Origin of the sequence: Actinomadura geliboluensis, assembly GCF_005889745.1 — a bacterium.
In the GTDB taxonomy this organism is placed as follows: domain Bacteria; phylum Actinomycetota; class Actinomycetes; order Streptosporangiales; family Streptosporangiaceae; genus Spirillospora; species Spirillospora geliboluensis.
Genome location: NZ_VCKZ01000001.1, coordinates 24,911 through 42,152, shown reverse-complemented (window position 1 = coordinate 42,152; position 17,242 = coordinate 24,911). Strand labels below are relative to the sequence as shown.

General features: G+C 70.8%; 19 protein-coding genes. 8 read left to right on the top strand and 11 right to left on the bottom strand.

Annotated elements, in window-relative coordinates; translation table 11 throughout:
- Positions 1-12: 12 nt before the first annotated feature.
- Positions 13-1,047: a PucR family transcriptional regulator gene (locus ETD96_RS00210; protein ID WP_138632034.1), complete on the bottom strand. Its 1,035-nt coding sequence runs from the start codon at positions 1,045-1,047 to the stop codon at positions 13-15.
- A 69-nt stretch (positions 1,048-1,116) separates the two neighbouring features.
- Between ETD96_RS00210 and ETD96_RS00205 the strand changes: the two genes are divergently transcribed.
- Entirely contained in the window at positions 1,117-2,037 is a 921-nt protein-coding gene (locus ETD96_RS00205) for an alpha/beta hydrolase (RefSeq protein WP_240807023.1), read from the top strand.
- A 237-nt stretch (positions 2,038-2,274) separates the two neighbouring features.
- Here ETD96_RS00205 and sigJ read toward each other — a convergent pair whose 3' ends face one another.
- The 5 genes from sigJ to ETD96_RS00180 all read right to left on the bottom strand — a co-directional run bounded on the left by sigJ (position 2,275) and on the right by ETD96_RS00180 (position 6,416).
- Positions 2,275-3,141, bottom strand: coding sequence for an RNA polymerase sigma factor SigJ (sigJ, locus tag ETD96_RS00200; protein WP_138632031.1), 867 nt, complete (start codon positions 3,139-3,141; stop codon positions 2,275-2,277).
- Entirely contained in the window at positions 3,138-3,719 is a 582-nt protein-coding gene (locus tag ETD96_RS00195; protein WP_138632028.1) for a carboxymuconolactone decarboxylase family protein, read from the bottom strand. Before ETD96_RS00195 ends, sigJ begins: the two co-directional genes overlap by 4 nt.
- A 130-nt stretch (positions 3,720-3,849) precedes the next feature.
- Positions 3,850-4,305 carry a MarR family transcriptional regulator gene (locus ETD96_RS00190; protein ID WP_138632025.1) on the bottom strand — a complete coding sequence of 152 codons (456 nt, stop codon included), beginning with the start codon at positions 4,303-4,305 and terminating at the stop codon, positions 3,850-3,852.
- Positions 4,306-4,554: 249 nt separating this feature from the next.
- Positions 4,555-5,535: a zinc-binding dehydrogenase gene (locus ETD96_RS00185; RefSeq protein ID WP_138632188.1), complete on the bottom strand. Its 981-nt coding sequence runs from the start codon at positions 5,533-5,535 to the stop codon at positions 4,555-4,557.
- Positions 5,535-6,416 (bottom strand): haloalkane dehalogenase, encoded by an 882-nt coding sequence (locus tag ETD96_RS00180; protein ID WP_138632022.1) that lies wholly within the window; start codon positions 6,414-6,416, stop codon positions 5,535-5,537. The genes ETD96_RS00185 and ETD96_RS00180 overlap by 1 nt, the downstream gene beginning before the upstream one ends.
- A 74-nt stretch (positions 6,417-6,490) precedes the next feature.
- Between ETD96_RS00180 and ETD96_RS00175 the strand changes: the two genes are divergently transcribed.
- Positions 6,491-6,988, top strand: a complete 498-nt coding sequence (locus tag ETD96_RS00175; RefSeq protein WP_138632019.1) for a MarR family winged helix-turn-helix transcriptional regulator — start codon at positions 6,491-6,493, stop codon at positions 6,986-6,988.
- A gap of 108 nt (positions 6,989-7,096) precedes the next feature.
- On the opposite strand, the gene ETD96_RS00170 is transcribed toward ETD96_RS00175, so the two are convergent.
- Entirely contained in the window at positions 7,097-8,056 is a 960-nt protein-coding gene (locus tag ETD96_RS00170) for a sigma-70 family RNA polymerase sigma factor (protein WP_171068764.1), read from the bottom strand.
- A gap of 21 nt (positions 8,057-8,077) precedes the next feature.
- A complete protein-coding gene (locus ETD96_RS00165; RefSeq protein WP_138632013.1) occupies positions 8,078-9,298 on the bottom strand; it encodes an NAD(P)/FAD-dependent oxidoreductase in 1,221 nt (406 codons plus the stop codon).
- Positions 9,299-9,638: 340 nt separating this feature from the next.
- Between ETD96_RS00165 and ETD96_RS00160 the strand changes: the two genes are divergently transcribed.
- Positions 9,639-10,046, top strand: coding sequence for an arsenate reductase ArsC (locus tag ETD96_RS00160; protein ID WP_138632010.1), 408 nt, complete (start codon positions 9,639-9,641; stop codon positions 10,044-10,046).
- Between the two features lie 105 nt (positions 10,047-10,151).
- Here the strand turns inward: ETD96_RS00160 and ETD96_RS00155 are convergent, their stop codons facing one another.
- A complete protein-coding gene (locus tag ETD96_RS00155) occupies positions 10,152-10,565 on the bottom strand; it encodes an ArsR/SmtB family transcription factor (protein WP_138632007.1) in 414 nt (137 codons plus the stop codon).
- Positions 10,566-10,653: 88 nt separating this feature from the next.
- Here ETD96_RS00155 and ETD96_RS00150 point away from each other — a divergent pair, with 88 nt between their 5' ends.
- On the top strand, positions 10,654-11,754 hold the full coding sequence (locus tag ETD96_RS00150) for a flavin-containing monooxygenase (protein WP_138632004.1): 1,101 nt from the start codon (positions 10,654-10,656) through the stop codon (positions 11,752-11,754).
- A 122-nt stretch (positions 11,755-11,876) separates the two neighbouring features.
- Here the strand turns inward: ETD96_RS00150 and ETD96_RS00145 are convergent, their stop codons facing one another.
- Positions 11,877-12,146, bottom strand: coding sequence for a hypothetical protein (locus ETD96_RS00145; RefSeq protein WP_138632001.1), 270 nt, complete (start codon positions 12,144-12,146; stop codon positions 11,877-11,879).
- A 446-nt stretch (positions 12,147-12,592) separates the two neighbouring features.
- Between ETD96_RS00145 and ETD96_RS00140 the strand changes: the two genes are divergently transcribed.
- From ETD96_RS00140 to ETD96_RS00130, 3 genes are all read left to right on the top strand, one after another.
- Positions 12,593-13,750 carry a serine/threonine-protein kinase gene (locus tag ETD96_RS00140; protein WP_138631998.1) on the top strand — a complete coding sequence of 386 codons (1,158 nt, stop codon included), beginning with the start codon at positions 12,593-12,595 and terminating at the stop codon, positions 13,748-13,750.
- 243 nt (positions 13,751-13,993) lie between these two features.
- Positions 13,994-15,577, top strand: a complete 1,584-nt coding sequence (locus ETD96_RS00135; protein WP_138631995.1) for a N,N-dimethylformamidase beta subunit family domain-containing protein — start codon at positions 13,994-13,996, stop codon at positions 15,575-15,577.
- Positions 15,578-15,714: 137 nt separating this feature from the next.
- Complete coding sequence (locus ETD96_RS00130) at positions 15,715-16,050, top strand: hypothetical protein (RefSeq protein WP_138631992.1); 336 nt, start codon at positions 15,715-15,717, stop codon at positions 16,048-16,050.
- Positions 16,051-16,251: 201 nt separating this feature from the next.
- Here the strand turns inward: ETD96_RS00130 and ETD96_RS00125 are convergent, their stop codons facing one another.
- Positions 16,252-16,644 (bottom strand): hypothetical protein, encoded by a 393-nt coding sequence (locus tag ETD96_RS00125; protein ID WP_138631989.1) that lies wholly within the window; start codon positions 16,642-16,644, stop codon positions 16,252-16,254.
- A 384-nt stretch (positions 16,645-17,028) separates the two neighbouring features.
- Between ETD96_RS00125 and ETD96_RS00120 the strand changes: the two genes are divergently transcribed.
- Positions 17,029-17,229 (top strand): hypothetical protein, encoded by a 201-nt coding sequence (locus ETD96_RS00120; RefSeq protein ID WP_138631986.1) that lies wholly within the window; start codon positions 17,029-17,031, stop codon positions 17,227-17,229.
- Positions 17,230-17,242 lie beyond the last annotated feature (13 nt).

Here is a 17,242-nt window from a genome sequence, read left to right as displayed (position 1 = left end):
GGCGTGCGCGGCTCAACGCTCCAGGAGCCGCCATGCGGTGAGGGCGAGCCGGGCCCGGGTCAGGCCGGCGGGGTCGGTGAGTTCGATGCCGAGGGCCTTGGCGATCTGTTCGAGGCGGCGGGAGACGCTGCTGTGGTGCAGGTGGAGGAGGTCGGCGGCGCCGCGCAGGGAGCCGGTGGCGCAGTAGGCGTCCAGGGTCTCCAGGTCCTCGGGGCTGTCGGCCATGCGGGCGATCGCGGCCACGTCGGCGTTGCCGCGCGCGGCGTCGGGAGGGATCTCAGCCAGCAACGCCAGCGCGCCCAGGTCGTCGTGGTGGACGACCGGCTGACGCGGAGTGGTGAAGCGCAGGGCGGTGCGGGCCTGGTGCCAGGACCGGTCGGGGCTCGCGGCGGCGCCGATGCCGGCGCGGACGTCCGGCGGGAACCGGTCCGGGGCGACGGCGGCGGCCAGGATCACTCCGACGTCGGCGACCGAGGCCGCCTTCACCGGACGAGCCGGGCAGATCAGCGCCGCGATCCGGTCGAGCGGCAGCGACGAGCGCACGGCGACGACGAGGACGGGCAGATCGGCGGCGAACCCCAGCAGCCGCAACGCCCGGGAGCGGGCCGCCTCGTCTCCGTCGGCGCTGACGACCAGTTCGACCAGGGCGGGATCGGCCATGGTGGTGCGGGCCGGACCGTACCGCTCGACGACCCCGGCGGCGGCGATGGCGAGCCGCTCCAGCAGCGCCGCGTCGAGCGGACCTGGCGGGCCGGGGCGCTCCAGCCACACCGTGCCGATCTCCTCCTCGTCGAGGGTGATCGGCGCCGTGCCGGACGCGGGCGCGGGTGGGCCGGACGCCTCTCGGCCGTCGGGCGCCATGCGGATATCCCGTCCGGTGCCGTGCAGCCGGATCCCGGCCGTGCACTCGGCCAGGCCCGCCGAGGCCCGGGCGAGCGCCGGCAGGTCCACCCGCCGGCGCATCAGCGTGTCGTAGAACAGCACGACGCGGATCACGCCGTCGACGTGCGGATCCAGTCCCGACAGCCGTTCGGCCAGAGCCTCCATGGCGCCAGAATAGGCGCCGATCGGTGCGTGGCCGACGCTGAACGCCCGACGGGTGGCGGATGATTCGGGATGGGGGTAACCGCGATGGTGGACGGCATGGATCCCGAACTGGAAGCCTTCGCGCCGCTGCTCCCCGACCTCGACCTGACCGATCCGGCCGCCACCCGCGCCGGGCTCGCCGCGAGCGCCGCCCTGCGACCGCCACCCGACACCACGGGATTGGAGATCGAGGATCGCACGGTGCCCGCCGCCCCGGACGTGCCGGTGCGGATCTACCGGCCGGGCCGGGCGCAGGGCGCCGTGGTCTGGCTGCACGGCGGGGGCGGCGTCTTCGGCAACCTGGACTCCGAGCACTCGCAGGCCGTCCGGATGGCCGACGGCTCCGGGGCGGTGCTGATCTCGGTCGGCTACCGGCTGGCCCCCGAGCATCCGTTCCCAGCCGCCCACGAGGACGCCTACGCCGTGCTGCTCTGGGTGGCCGAGCACGCCGCGGAGCTCGGCGTCGCCCCGGAGCTCATCGCCGTCGGCGGCCACAGCATGGGCGCGGGCCTGGCTGCCGGGCTGGCGCTGCGGGCGCGCGACGAGCAAGGCCCGGCGATCCGCTTCCAACTGCTCAACCAGCCGATGCTCGACGACCGGCAGGAGACCTGGTCGCAGCGCACCTTCACGGACACGCCGTGGATGACACGCGACAAGCTCGCCGTCGCATGGCGGCACTACCTGGGCTCCCAACCCGCCACCCACTACGCCGCGCCGGCGCGGGCCGGCGACCTGTCCGGCCTGCCTCCGGCCCACGTCGCCACCGCCGAGTTCGACCCGCTGCGCGACGAGGCCATCGAGTACGCGCTGCGGATGCTCCAGGCGGGCGTGCCGGTCGAACTGCACCAGTGGCCCGGCACGTTCCACGGATCCCAGGCCCTGCCCGCCGAGGTGTCCCAACGGCAGATGGCCGAACTCGCCGCCGCCCTGCGCCGCGGCCTGGCCGGATGAACCGCCGACCCCGTTCGGGTGGAGGAGGACGGTTGTGGTGAAGACGCGACTGCTTGTGCGGGCGAGCGCGGTCGTACTGAGCGTGCGCCGAAGGTGGGCAGGAGTTGCAGGCAGATGCAGCCGGTGGTGGCCATGAACACCACCGCCGCAGGGTGATGGTCGGCGGCGTGCCGAGGACCACCACCCTGCGGCTGCGCGGGCCAGACGGGACTGTCCGCTGGAACGGCGGCGCGGGGGCTATCTGGCGAGGTCGGTCGGCTTCTCCAGGCGCGTCAGTTTCTGCGGGTTCGCCACCGCGTGGATCAGGGTCACCCGCCCGTCCTCGACCACCAGGCTCACCGCGGCCACCCGGCCGCCGATCTCGATCCGGCCGGCGGGCGCGCCGTTGAGCCAGACGGTCGACACCGTCCGGCCCGGGCGCGCGAGCGACTCCGCGACGAGTTCGGCACCGTGGATCGGAGCGCGCGCTGCGGGCGCGAGCCCGCCGCCGTCGGGGATCAGGACCACGTCCGGTGCCATGACCTCGATCAGTTCCTCCACCTGCCCGGTGCGCACCGCCGCCAGGAACCGCTCCACCACGGCTCGCTGCTCCGACCGGCTCACCCGTACCCGAGGCCGTCGGGCCGCCACCCGCTCGCGGGCCCGCCGGGCGATCTGCCGCACCGTGGGCGCGGACTTGTCCACGGCCGCGGCGATCTCGCCGTAGGGCAGCTCGAAGACCTCCCGGAGCACGAACACCGCACGCTCCACCGGAGCCAGCGTTTCCAGCACGGTCAGCATCGCGATCGAGACGCTTTCCGCAAGGGCGCTGTCCTCCGCGGCGTCAGGGCTGGTGAGCAGTGGTTCCGGCAGCCACTCGCCGACGTAGTCCTCGCGCCTGCGCGACAGCGTGCGCAGCTGGTTGAGTGACTGCCGGGTGACGACGCGGACGAGGTAGGCCCGCGGGTCGCTCACCTGCGCGCGGTCGATGCCGGCCCACCGCAGCCAGGAGTCCTGCAGCACGTCCTCCGCGTCGGCCGCCGACCCGAGCATCTGGTAGGCGACGGTGAACAGCAGGCTGCGGTGGGCGATGAACGGGTCCTCGGCCGTCGCTTGCTTGATCATGCCGTCGACGCCGCCGCACGGGGCTTCTCCGGGACCTTCGCCAGCGGAATCTCGCAGGCGTCCGAGAAGCCCTGCGAGGAGACCCCGTTAGCCACGTTGGCCCTCGTCGCCATGTTGACGAAGGCGATGTGCACGGTGAGCTCGACCATCGCCGCCGGGCCGAGCCGCTCCAGCAGGCCCGCGTACTGCTCGTCGGTGACGGTCGGCGGCGTGTTCGACATCGCCTCGGCGTACTCCATCACGTCCCGCTCCAGCGGGGTGAACACGTCCGAGGTCCGCCAGCGGGGCACCTGGCTCGCCTTGGTCAGGTCCAGGTCGTCGTTACGTGCCTGGAAGTAGCCGACGTCGAGGCACCAGCTGCAGCCGACCTGCGCCGCGACGGCCATGTGCGCGAACGACTTGAGGCTCTTGTCGGCCGCACTCCACGCGCCCGCCTTGGCGCCGAACTCCAAGTTGTCCAGGGCGACCGCGGGGCTGTGCCACAGCACTTCGACGTTCTCGGGAACGTCACCGAGTTGCTTGATCATGTTCTCCTTGACCTCGGCGGGAAGCTCGGCCTTCGGTACGCGCAGCGCCATGACGTTCTCCCTGTGTAGGTGTGTGTTCTGGCTGTTCAACATGAAGACACCGCCCGTCCCTCGGGCGTGACACCCCCAGGGAAGAGATCGCGCGTTCAGCAAGTGCTTCGGCGGGAGGTGCACTAGGCGCTCAGGGCGCGGTTTGATGCATTTTCTCTGCGTTCAAGGTCATTTGGCGGAGCACCTCAATGGCGTCGGCGTATCGCTCTGCGGTCACTCCTGCTCTGATCTGGCGCCCTGCTCTTTGGACCTTCTGCGCCAGAGCAGCGTGCGCGGTCTTGCCTGCGGGGGTGAGAGCGTGGGGTTCCTGCTCGGTGATCCAGCCACGCCGCTTCAACTCCTCGACCGCCTCGTCCACGTCGACCGAACTCCCGGACCAGAAGGGCCGTAGTCTCTGCGCGATCGCTTCTTTTGTGGCCGGTCCACGTCGGCCCGCGCGGTCGAAGTCGGGGCCTGGCGCGAGCAGGTTCATCGCTTGCCAATGGCGGCGATGAAGCCCGTCCGCTTCAAGGACCCGGTTGAGGTTGTCTTCGATGAGCTGGTCGAGGAGCTTCAACCAATAACCCAACGGCCGACGCTGTTCCATGCTGGTCCTTAGGGGTGTGGGTGTGGGCTGATGCTGATTTGCCGTGAGAGGAACTGAGAGGACTGGCCGCCAGGCTTCTCCGCCCTCTGGCCGGGGTGTGACGGGCCACCGCCAACCGGATGGCCGACGTTTTCCCTGGTGAAGCCTGGATGCGCCGCGACCGCGGGCGCCCGGTGAGCCGGTTGCGGGCGGTGGCTGAGTGCACGAGGCGGTGGTGCGCGATGCCTTCGTTGCGAGGAAGATCGCGAGTCACGGGCGCAGGACCGTTTTTCCGGTGGTCGCTCGCGATTGCAGGGCGGTGTGGGCGGCGGCCGCGTCTGCGAGGGCGAACCTCTGTCCGATCACGGGGACGAGGCGTCCGTCGTGCAGTGCTTGGAGGGCGTCGTGTTCCAGCGTCCGGGTGCCGCCCGGGCGTTGGAGGATGCGTGCGCCGACGGCGGAGGCGGCGCTGATGCCCCGGCTGAACAGGTCGGCGGCCGACAGTTCGGTCAGGGAGCCCGAGGACGAGCCGAACATCACCAGGCGTCCGGTGACGCCGAGCAGTTCCAGAGCGCTTCGGCCGATCCGGCCGCCGACCCCGTCGAGGACGAGTGTCACCGGCCTGCCCTGCAGGGCCCGGCGCACTCGGTCGGGCCAGTCGGGGCGGGTGTAGTCGATGGCGTGGTCGGCGCCGGTCCGGCGGGCGAGCGCGGTCTTGCCGGGGCCGCCCGCGACGCCGACGACCGTCGCTCCGGCCGCGTGGCACGCCTGGACCAGCAGGGTTCCGATCCCGCCCGCGGCGGCGGTGACCAGGACGACGTCTTCGGCGGCCGGCGCGGCGAGTTCGAGGATCGCCATGGTGGTCCGGCCGGTTCCGACCATGGCCACGGCGCAGTCGGGGTCGGCGTCGTCCGGCAGGACGTGGACGGACGCCGCAGGTGCCAGCGCCAGCTCTGCGTATCCGCCACTGGGCGGGCCGAGGTCGGCCACGACGCGGCGGCCGAGGAGACCGGTGTCGGTGCCGGCGCCGACCTCGTCGACCGTTCCGGCGACCTCGCGGCCCGGTGTCATGGGCAGGCGGGGCGCGACCCGCGGCCCGCCCGCACCCTGGCGGATGACGGTGTCGAGCAGGTGGACGCCCGCCGACTCGACCCGGATCCGCACTTGGCCGGCCGGCGGATGCGGGTCGGGGACCTCCTCCAGCCGGAGTTCCTCCGGGCCGCCGAACGCGTGCTGCCGGATCGCGCGCATCACGCCCGGCCCTTCTCGGCGGAGAGCAGGTCGTGCTCGTCCAGCCAGGCGACGAGCGAGGAGGCGATGGCTTCGGGCTGTTCCTCAGGCGTGTGGTGGCCGGCCGTCCCGAGCGTCTCGGTCTCCAGAGCGGACATGTGCGCGGTGCACCAGTCGATGATCTGCGGGCTCATCATCGTGCTCTCGCCGGGCTCGAAGGCGAGCAGGAGCTTGGGCACGTCCGCGCTGTCGGCCAGCCATCGGCCGTAGGCGTCGATTCTTGCGACGATGTCGGCGGGCTCGCCGTCCAGCGGCATCGACCGCGGCCATTGCAGCAGCGGCACCCTGCTGCGTCGGGTCGGGTAGGGGCGGCCGTAGACCGCGAGATCCTCCTCGCTCAGCCCGGGGACGGTGCGAGGCAGCGCCTGCTCGATGAAGGCGTTCTCCTCCAGCACCATCGCCTCGCCGACCCCGGGGGACCGCATCGCTTCGAACAGCGGGCGGGCGCCGGCCGGGAACTCCTCCCAGGACATCGGTTTCACGATCGTCTCGGTGAACGCGATCCCGCGTACGCGTCCGGGATGGCGGGCGGCCCAGTCGAAGGCGAGCGCGCCGCCCCAGTCATGGCCGACCAGTACGACCCGGTCGAGTTCGAGGGCGTCGAACCAGGCGTCGAGGTACCGGGCGTGGTCGTCGAAGCTGTAGGCGATATCGGGCTTGCCGGACTCGCCCATGCCGATCAGGTCGGGTGCCACGCACCGGCCGGCGGCCCCGACGACGGGCAGGACGTGCCGCCACAGGTAGGACGACGTGGGGTTGCCGTGCAGGAAGACCGTTGGGGTCGGCCCCCGGCCGACCTCCCGGTAGAAGATCGTCGAGTCCAGGACGGGTGCGGTGGGCATGGCGCTCTCCCTGGGAGAATGACATACTAGACAGGTACCTGACCAACCTAGAAAGTAGACAGGAACCTGTCAATATGCCGGGAGACTCCACTTCGAGGCGTGCGAGGCTGTCGCTGCTCCTGCGCCTGCTCCATCGCGAGTACACCGTCGGCATCGAGGCGGCTCTGGCCGAGGCGGGCTTCGGCGACATCCGGTCCGGGGACGCCAAGGTGTTCCCGTTCGTCCCGCCGGAGGGGATCACGGTCCGCGACCTGGCACTTCGCGCGGGCGTGCGCAAGCAGACCATGGCGCAGTCGGTCGACCAGCTCGAGCGGGCCGGGTACCTGGAACGCCGCCCCAATCCCCGCGACGCCAGGTCCCGGCTGATCGTCCTCACCGAGCGGGGAAGAGCGGTCCAGCCGACGGCGGCCGGCGCGGGGGACCGGATCGAACAGCACTGGGCCGAACTGACCAGCCCCGAGGATTTCGAGGCCCTTCACACGCTGCTGCACCGCCTGCTGAACCGCATCGGCGAAGCGGACCCCGACGCCGCCGACCGTCTGACCTCGATCAGCGAGAGCCAACTCGACTGATGTGAGATCGAGGCGAGCTGTCGGGCGCGATGACGTCTCTGGGCGGGTGCCGTCAGCGGCCGCTCGCCGCAGCGCGGATGCTTCATCCGGCCCGTGGTCGGGGGCGAGTCACCATTGGGTGATGAGCAGTGTGTCCTGTTCCTGCTGCCGCCAGGCTCGGGTGAGGCGGACGAGGCGGGTGGGCGCGGCGATGCCGTGCACGGCTGCGATCCTGCCGCCGGTGATGTCGAACGCCACGACGCCGACGACCTGGTCGCCGAGCACGAACAGGATGGCGGGGGTGCCGTTGACGAGCGCGTAGTGCGCGGCGGGCGTGCGGCCGGCGAATCGCCGTTTCGCGGGTGTGGGATTGAATCCGGCCCGTGCGATGGCGGCGATGCGCTGCGGAGTGTCGTATCGCAGCAGGGTCGCGGTCAGGCCGGCGCCGTCGGAGATCGCGGTCGCGTCGTCGGTGAGCAGTGCCACCAGCCGTTCGGTGCGGCCCGAGGAGGCGGCGGCGAAGAACTCCTCGACGACCCTGCGGGCCGATGCCGGGTCGACTTCGCCGCATCCGCCGCCGCGCTGGGCGGCGGTGATGCGGCGCCGGGCCCGGTGGAGGTGCTGATGGCTCGCGGACTCGGTGATGTCGAGGATCTCCGCGATCTCGGTGTGGCTGTAGGAGAACGCCTCGCGCAGGACGTAGACGGCCCGCGCGAGGGGGGACAGTCGCTCCATGAGCGTCAGCACGGCCAGGGAGACCGCCTCGCGCTGCTCGAACGAGTCGGCCGGGCCGAGCATCGGGTCGCCGTCGAGGAGCGGTTCGGGCAGCCAGGCTCCGGCGGTGCGTTCGCGGCGGACGCGTGCCGAGCGGAGCCGGTCGAGGCACAGGTTGGTGACGACCTTGGTCAGCCATGCCTGCGGCACCTCGATCCGCTGCCGGTCGGCCGCCTGCCAGTGCAGCCACGCGTCTTGCACGGCGTCCTCGGCGTCGGCGGCCGAGCCCAGCAGCCGGTAGGCCAGCGAGGCCAGCCGATTGCGGCTGGCCTCGAACCGGCCGGTGTCGAAGCGATCGGTGGCGGTGCCGTCCACGTGGACCAACCTATGCGGCGGCTAAAGGGCCGACTTCTCGGCGGACGCGACCGCCCGCTCGGCGACCGCACCCGGTGCGGCGGCCAGGCGGCGCCTGCGCCTGGGCCGGCCGAAGGTCGGGTGCGAGGTGCCCCACAGGGCTCCCCGTTGGATGCCCGCCTTGACCCGCACGGCCTTCCGGCCGCCCATGTACTTCGGCTTCGCCTGCCCTGCACCGTCGATCAGCTGCAGGATCCCGTCCCACCGCCCGAGGCTGATCGCGTTGTACCAGTAGACCAGCTTGACGTTCGCGATCTTGCGACCGGTCAGGCGTCCCACGATCGCCTCGATGGCCTGCCGGCCGGTGTAGCCGGCCGAACCGCAGTTCATCGGCAGTTGCCGGCCGTTCTCGCAGAGGGTGTAGACGCTGTCGCCGATGGCGTAGACGTTCGGGTGCGAGACCGACCGCATGGTCCGATCGACGATGATCTGACCGTTCCCGGTGACCTCCAGGCCGGCGGCGGCGGCGATGGGGCTGACCGCGAACCCGGCCGTCCACACCGTTGCGTCGGACGCCAGGACGGTGCCGTCGGCGCACCGCACCCGCGCGGCCTCGACGGCCTCGACACTGGTGTGCTCCAGGACGGTGATGCCCAGCCGGTCGCAGGCCCGGCGCAGGTGGCCGCGGGCTCCGGCGGACAGCCGGGCGCCCAGCTCGCCGCGGGCGAGCAGCGCCACCGACAGGCCGGGCCGGGACTCGGCGATTTCGGTGGCGGTCTCGATGCCCGTCAACCCGTCGCCGACGACCAGCACCTTCCCGCCTTCGCCCCGCCCCTCCAGAACGTCCAGCCGCTCGCGCAGGCGCAGCGCCGAGGGCCGTCCGGCGACGTCGAACGCGTGCTCGGCCACGCCGGGGACGCTTTGATCGGCGACATGGCTGCCGAGCGCGTACACGAGCGTGTCGTAGCCGACCTCGCCGCCGCCCTCCGCGTCGGCGACGGCGACCACCTGGCGTTCAGGGTCGACGGCGGTGACACGGGCCACGCGCAGCCGGATCTCCGTGCCCGCGAAGACGTCGGTGAGCTTCGGAGCCTCGACCTGCCGCCCGGCCGCGAGCTGGTTCAACCGCTGCCGCTGGACGAAGTCCGGCACGGCATTGATCACGGTGACCTCGGTGTCCACCGGGGACAGCCGGCGGGCCAGGTTCCCGGCCACGTAAGCCCCGGCATACCCGGCGCCGAGGACGACGATGCGGTGCTTCATGTGATGCTCCTGTCGAGTCGCTCTGCTCTTTCGTGAGTTGAGCGGGACAGCGCCCCGATTCCTGACAGGAGCAGCGTGTGGCTTGGGTCACGGAGCGGCGGGAGCGTGTTCATGTGCCCTGCTGCTCGCGCATGCCGCACTCGGGCGTCCGTCCTTCATATGCCCGGCGGCCCTGCGAATGGCGTGTTCACTCTGCGTTCATCGGAGTGATGTACGTTCACCGCCTGATATTGACAAATCCTCGTGAGGCGAAGCCGCTGTTCGCGTCTGCGGGAGATGGTGCGTCGACCGCAGGAGGAGGGGAAGACATGCGAGCTTCTGCCGATGGTCGAGGAATCTGATGTCCGAGAAGCCCAGCGTCCTGTTCGTGTGCGTGCATAACGCCGGTCGGTCGCAGATGGCCGCCGCCTACCTCACGCACTTGGCGGGGGAGAAGGTGGAGGTCCGCTCGGCCGGCTCGGCACCCGCCGACGCGGTGAACCCGGCCGTGGTGGAGGCGATGGCCGAAGAGGGCATCGACGTCTCGGGCGAGATCCCCAAGGTGCTCACGGTCGAGGCGGTGCAGGCGTCCGATGTGGTGATCACAATGGGGTGCGGCGACACCTGTCCGGTGTTCCCGGGCAAGCGGTATCTGGACTGGACGCTGGACGACCCGGCGGGGCAGGGCCTGGCGGCGGTGCGTCCGATCCGCGACGAGATACGCAAGCGGATCGAGGGCCTGATCGCCGAACTCGTCCCCTCGGATTGAGATCGGCGCCGTTCACGGTGACGGAGTGACCGGCGCAGCCGTTGTCTCTGACCCAGCCGTTGAACAGGGCTGATGCCGTGTCCCTGTCGAAAGGGCTTACTCCGGCTACGGTGCCGGGTCGTCAGTTTCGGGTGGTGGGCAGCAGGTGTACAGGTAGCTGCGGAGTTCGGTGAGCGAGCGGTCGACCGCGGCGGAGTCGATGCGGTAGTAGACCTGCTTGCCGTCCCGGCGTGAGGTGAGGAGGCCGCCTCGGCGCAGCAGGGCGAGTTGTTGCGAGGCGTTGGACTGGCCGATGCCGAGGCGCTCGGCGACGGTGCCGACGGTGAGTTCGATTCCGCCGGTGAACAGTTCGAGCATCTGCTGTCGCTGCTCGCTGGCCAGCGCCTTGAGGAACTCGCGCGCTTCGGCGCTGAGCGGGCCTGCCGACGTCCCGCACTCGTCCCCGAGCGGAGTCGTCCTGCTCACGTTCTCCGCCGATGCTTCCCTGGACGGCGGCGGGCCGGCCACCGGCTTGACCATCGTTGCTGGCTCCTCCCGAGGCGTGCTCCCACCTTACGCCACATATCAACACATTGACATATTATGAAGTATTGATATGTTCGCCCGCATGCTCACCGCGACACCTCTCCTCATCGTCGGGGGCGGCCAGGCCGGTCTGGCCACCGCTCACGTCGCCCGATCCCTCGGCCTGGCGCCCATCATCCTGGAGGAGGGCGATCAGCCGGTCGGTTCGTGGCCGCACTACTACGACAGCCTCACCCTGTTCTCACCGGCCCGGCGCAGCGCCCTGCCCGGGGCGGTGTTCCCTGGTGATCCGGACGGCTACCCCGCGCGGGACGAGGTCGTGGCCTACCTCGCCGACTACGCGTCGCGCCTGGACGCCGACATCCGCACCGGCCACCGCGTCGAAAAGGTCGTAATCGCAGGGGCGGGGGACCGGCGCGGGTTCGAGGCGGTGACGGCCGCCGGCGAGGTCTTCGCCGCTCCGATGGTGGTCGCCGCGACGGGCGGGTTCAGCCGCCCCAACCGTCCGGACCTGCCGGGACTGGACGGCTTCTCCGGCACGGTGCTGCACTCGTCCGACTACCGGCGTCCCGAGCCGTTCGCGGGTAAGCGGGTGGTGATCGTGGGCGGCGGCAACTCGGCCGTTCAGATCGCGATCGAGCTCGCGGCCCATGCGCGGGTGACGCTGGCGACCCGGCATCCGCTGCGCTTCATGGCGCAGCGCGTCCTGGGCGTCGACATGCACATCTGGTTGCAGCGGACCGGGCTGGATGCCGCGGGGTGGGCACGGCCTCTGCTGACCGGCGGCAAGGGCACTCCGGTGTTCGACACCGGGACCTACCGGGACGCCATCGCCACCGGAAACCCCGATCGCCGTCCGATGTTCACTCGCCTGGACGGCGACCAGGTCGTGTGGAGCGACGGCAGCAGGGAGCGTGCCGACGTGCTGCTTCTGGCCACCGGGTACCGACCCGGCGTCGACTATCTCGCAGGGCTGGGTGCCCTGGACGAGGAGAGCCGACCGCGCCACCGCGGCGGCATCTCCACCACCCATCCAGGTCTGGGGTATGTCGGGCTGGAATGGCAGCGCTCGTTCGCCTCGGCCACCTTGCGCGGTGTCGCCGCCGACGCCCGCCACGTCCTGACCCGGCTGTACAAGCAGACCCGCGCCGGCCGTCCGCCAGCGGCCCCATCCGCGAGATGACGACGCGAGGCGCACGCGACAGCGCACGCCGCGTTGAAGGACCGGTCTCCAGAGGTCCGGCGTCCACGGCACCATCTTGGGCGACTTCTCATCTGTTCCATCGCGCCTCTGAAGAGAGTCGGCTATCCGCTGGTGACATCGATGACGCCAAGGACGAGGACAACGAGGCCCACCACGGCGAAAACAGCCGATCCAAGGCGCTGATACAACACAGATTGTCGATGGCTCTTGTGCAGTGCCCTGTTCCAACGGCGGCTGGCGGTCCAGTCAGCGAAGCCGCGGTAGTTGATCAACAACGGGATGCATATGGCCAGCGCGGCGAGCCCCCAGAAGACCAGGGTCCAACCGCCGCCCGACTGTTCAGGTGGGGATGCTGCCGATTCCGGGAACATGGACCACTCCCTGCGATGTGTTCGTCGTCATTCTCCAGGTTTGCGGTCGTTAGCTGGGTGTGGAAGGCGTGGTTAATGGCGGCGACTTTGTCCGCAGGGGTGGGGCGGGGACTCAGTGGTCGGGGTTCCGGAGCGCTGAGACCGGGCGATGCGCGGGCTGCATGTGGGCGCGCAGCGCACAGCGTGAGCAGGACAGCTCGATGGCGGCCGACTTTGACGTTCAGCGGCTTCTCGGTCGGTCGGTGCGCCGCCGACGGGCCGCTACCGTTGGGACTTCCCCCTCGAGGGGTGTGACATTTCGGGAGAAGTCGACGCTGAGGTGAGTGTGTACCCGGCCCCCGTCTGGCCGGTGACCGCTGCGGGTAGTCCCGTCCCGGGCCACGAAATCCCCGCGCGTGGTCCGGGACGGTCCCGCCGAGGACGCATGCGGGGGTTCGGGGAGCGAGATGCTGGTAGCGGGTCGGTACCGACTGGATGAGCCGATCGGCAAGGGCGGGATGGGCGAGGTCTGGCGCGCCACCGACGAGAGCCTGGGCCGGACGGTCGCGGTCAAGGTGCTGCTGACGACCACCACCGACCCGCAGGCGGCCGCGCGGTTCCGGATGGAAGCGCAGACCGCGGCCCGGCTCAGTGACCCCCATGTGGTCGCCGTGTACGACTTCGGAGCCCATGAGGGCCGGCTGTTCCTGGTGATGGAATACGTCGAGGGGCACAGCCTGGCCCACGAGCGCGCCGTGCACGGCGTCCTGGACATCGAACGCGTCGCCGACATCGCCGCCCAGACGGCGGCCGGGCTGGCCGTCGCGCACGGGCAGCGCGTAGTGCACCGCGACATCAAACCGGGGAACCTGCTGCTGGCCGCCGACGGCACCGTGAAGATCGCCGATTTCGGCATCGCGCGGTTCGCCGGTGAGGCGTCGTCGGCGCTCACCGGCACCGGGCAGGTGATCGGTACCAGCGCCTATCTGGCGCCCGAACGTGGCCTCGGCCGCCCCGCCGGACCGGCGTCCGACGTCTATGCGCTCGGCTGTGTCCTGTACGAATTGCTGACCGGACAGCCGCCATTCCAAGGCGATAATGCCGCCGCCGTCGTCTTCCAGCACATCGACGCCACACCCGTACCGCCTCGTCAGTGGTGCCCTTTTCTGCCAGGGGCGTTCGAGGACTACCTGATGCGGTTGCTGAGCAAGCAGCCGGAGCAACGTCCCACGGCCGCCGAGGTGGCCGCCTGGTTCGCCGGCCCGGCGTGGCGCGCAACCCACCTGACCGAGGACGCGCCTCTCACCAAAACGGCCCGGCTGCCCATCGCCCATCTGCCGGAACCTGAGCGGCCCACCAACTCGTGGGGAAGGCACGTCCTCATCGCCGCCGCCGCGGCCGCCGCAGTGGTGATCGCAGGTGTGGTCGGGGTGGCGATCGCTTCCGGCGACGACAAGCCTGCCTCACCGCCCACCGTTCCCACGTCGGCGCCTCCGACAATCAGCACTTCTCCACAGCCATCCGATGAGAACAGTTCCAGCAGCGCTACCCAGGCACCCATGAAAACCAAGAAGGCTGGAAAGAAGAAGCCTCCGAAGCACAAGGAGGGCAAGAGCAAGCCGTGAGGGTCATGGCCACTCACCGACCCCGCATAGGCAAGATCGCGCCGCGATGCTCCTCGGCCCCCTGGTCACCCGTGTCCCCTGGCAACTCGGCTCCGCCCAGCGCTCGCCCAGCGGCCTGAGCGCCCCGGTCCTCATCCTCGCGGTTGATGACCATCCGTTTCCGGTGGGTTGATCGGTGCCATGGCTTCCAGTACTGCGGGACGGGAAGGAGGCCCGCAGTAGTCGACCATCGGGGGAGTCGTCGTGGGAAGTCGTGCGCGCGGCAGGATCGAACGCGGCGGACGCGAGGCCGCCGCCGCGCGTCCCGCGACGGTGCGGCGGGCTCTGCCAGGTGGGGTCACGTTCGTGCTCGTCCTGGTGTTGCTCCTGGCCGGGGCCTGCTCGTCCGGGACGGACAGTCGCGACTCCGGCGGGCGGCAGTCACAGAAGACGGTGAGCGTCGCGGAGAACGCGAAAAAAGGCGACTCCGACTGGCGGATCGCCCGCCGCGGACGAGGGGCCGAGCACGAGATCGAGGGCTACGCCGACCAGGTGAGCGTGCTTCCCGGCCAGCAGTTCCGGCTGTTCGTCTCGACCACGACGTCCGGGTTCAGCGTGCAGGCGTTCCGGATGGGCTGGTACGGCGGCGTGCAGGCCCGCCGGGTGTGGCGGTCCGGGACGTACCCGGGGGTCCGGCAGGCGGGCGCCCGCATCGACCCGGCGACCCGGACGGTGTCGGCACCGTGGCGGCCGTCGCTGACCGTGTCCACCAAAGGGTGGCCCGAGGGGAGCTACCTGATGATGCTGACCGCGGCGTCCGGGGCGCGGCGGTACGTGCCGGTGACGGTCCGCTCCTCCAGCGCGGTGGGGCGCGTGGTCGTGCTGAACGCCACCACCACCTGGCAGGCGTACAACATGTGGGGCGGGTACGACCTGTACATGGGGCCGTCCGGTGGGGATGGCGACCGGGCCAGTGCGGTCAGCTTCGACCGTCCCTACGACGGCAACGGCGCGGGCAAGTTCATGACCTACGAGCAACCCGCGATCGCGCTCGCCGAAAAGGTGGGCGTGCCGCTGGCATACGCGACCGACAACGACCTGCACGCCGATCCCAACCTGCTCAAAGGCGCGCGCGGCCTGTTGACCCTCGGGCATGACGAGTACTGGTCGTCCAACATGCGCCAGCGTGCGACGCAGGCCCGCGATCAAGGAGTCAACATCGCGTTCCTCGGTGCGAACGCGGTCAACCGGCACATCCGGTTCGCCGCGACGCCGCTGGGGGCGAACCGGCTCGTGGTCTGCTACAAGGACTCCGGCACCGATCCGGTCGCGAGGCACAACCCGGCCGAGTCGACCCAGGACTGGCGGCTTCCGCCGATGCCGCGTCCGGAAAGCGACCTCATCGGCATCCAGTACATGTGCTTTCCGGCGGAGGGCGCGTTGACCGTCACGCGGCCCGATTTCTGGTTGTTCCGCGGCACCGGTGTGCGCGCCGGGACGCGGTTCCCCGGCGTCATCGGCCCGGAGGCCGACGCGCTCAACCGCGACGGCCCCACCCCCGACACGCTGGAGATCGTCGCCAACTCGCCGATCACCTGCGGGAACCGGACGGCGGTCGCGCACACCTCTTACTACACCAACCGCCAGGGAGCGGGCGTGTTCGCGACGGGCACCATGCGTTGGGTGTGCGCCATGCGCGGCCCCGCCTGCGGGCACGGCGTCACCGAGGCGGGACAGCGGTTCGTCACCCAGGTCAGCGAGACGCTCGTCCGCGCCATGGCCGAAGGGCCGCTCGGGCGATCCCACCCGTCCCGTCCCAATTACAAACTCACCGGCAACCCGCGCTGAACCACGGTGGTCGAGTGAGTTCTGTCGTTTGGCGGGTAGGGGCTAAGCCACTCACATCTTCGGACTCATTGGGCGTGCACCTCGGGTGCCCCTTTGTCCGGTCTGCGGAACGATGAAGGGTAGGGCGCGCTGTGGGCGTGACGGATCAGATGCTGCGGTTGCTCGGCTTGAGCGGCCCGTCCCGGCCCATCGTGCTGTCCGGGCCGCCACCGACGACCGCGCAGAATCGGGAGCTGGCGGACACCATGCGGCGCCTTCCCGGCCGTTTCCAGGATCGGCTGCCCGCCGCGGTGCTGCAGCGCATCACCGGCTCGGCCGCCAGCGGGCGGTGGGAGAAGGCGGCCGGTCAGTTGGTGATGGCCTTGTACATGAGGGGTGCGCCCGTCAGTGCGGCGGAGCGCGATGAGCTGCGCGGTGCTCTGCAGGCGCTCGGTGTACCGGCCCATCGCGTCGACGGGCTGCGCTCCCGCTGAACCCCGGGACAACAAAGTGGGCCACGACCCGCGGCGGTGCAGCCATTCAGCCCGTGCCTGGCGTTGTCGAGGCATCGCGGTTGCCAGCGGGGCGGTCGTGCTGCCCATCGAAGGACACGGCCGCCCCGCCCTCTCGTACTGGCCCGGCGGGCGGCCGGCGAGGTTGTCGCCGGTATCCCGGCCGAGGTCCAGGAGCCCCCGCTATCGTCGGACGCGCTGCGCGGGAGACATCGCCAGAGGCGGCGCAGGGGACATCGCCAGGACGGTCGCGATGCGGGCCGCGGCCGTCTCGGGCTGGTCGGCGGGGCACAGCGGCTCCAGCTCGGGAGGGCATTGCCCGGTCGCGTCCCACCACACCCAGAACCACCACGCCGCCCCGCCGGGGCCCCGGGCGCACCGCACCTCCTGTCTCAGCCCGGGACCGAGCGCCCGGTCGGCCTGATCGCCGGCGCTCGGCTCGGCCGCCGGGTTGGACACCATGACGACCCCGCGCTCCTGCACCGCCGCGATCAGGCCGCGCTCACGTAGCAGAGCGGCCAGCGCGCCCGCCGCCGCAGTTTGCGTCTCAGTGGCTAAACAGCCCCTCGTTTCCATGCCTCGCCCCTCACGCTCACCAACCGTCTGTAACGGACAGTACAAGGAGCGTCACTGATCGTTTCGGGATTCTCAAGAATCCGGACTAAGAGCGTGTCTCGCGTGGGTTCGATGGGTGGTGCGGCGCGATCGGAGATCGTGTCGGCGGGCCTTGCGCTGCGGCCGGATCAAGATCACCGCCGGGAGCGCTGCACCGGGGCTCCCTCGAACGCTCGCCGACAGTACGAAGGGTCGTGGCGGAGCAAACGTGCGGGGTGGACACGCTCAGGCCAATGCCGAGGTGATTGACCGGTCCCGGCGTCCCGCGATTCGCTCGCCCTCGTGATGCGGCCCGATGAGCACACCCGTGCCCCACACCGTCCTGGCCTGTTCACTCGGAAGCTCATGAACGGGCTGGCGAAGGTGTTCGAGATCGAACCCGCGGGCGTCAACTGGCCGCGAGCGGTGGCATTCCTGGACGTCGGGCCGGGCGGCGCCTCGGAGATCCTCCGCAACGTCGTCGCCGAGCGTGCCAAGGCCGACCAGATCGGTCTGGGCACACCGAGGGCATATCGCGCTCGGCTCGCCGACCTGGTCGGCCTGTAGGGCGCCAGGCGCG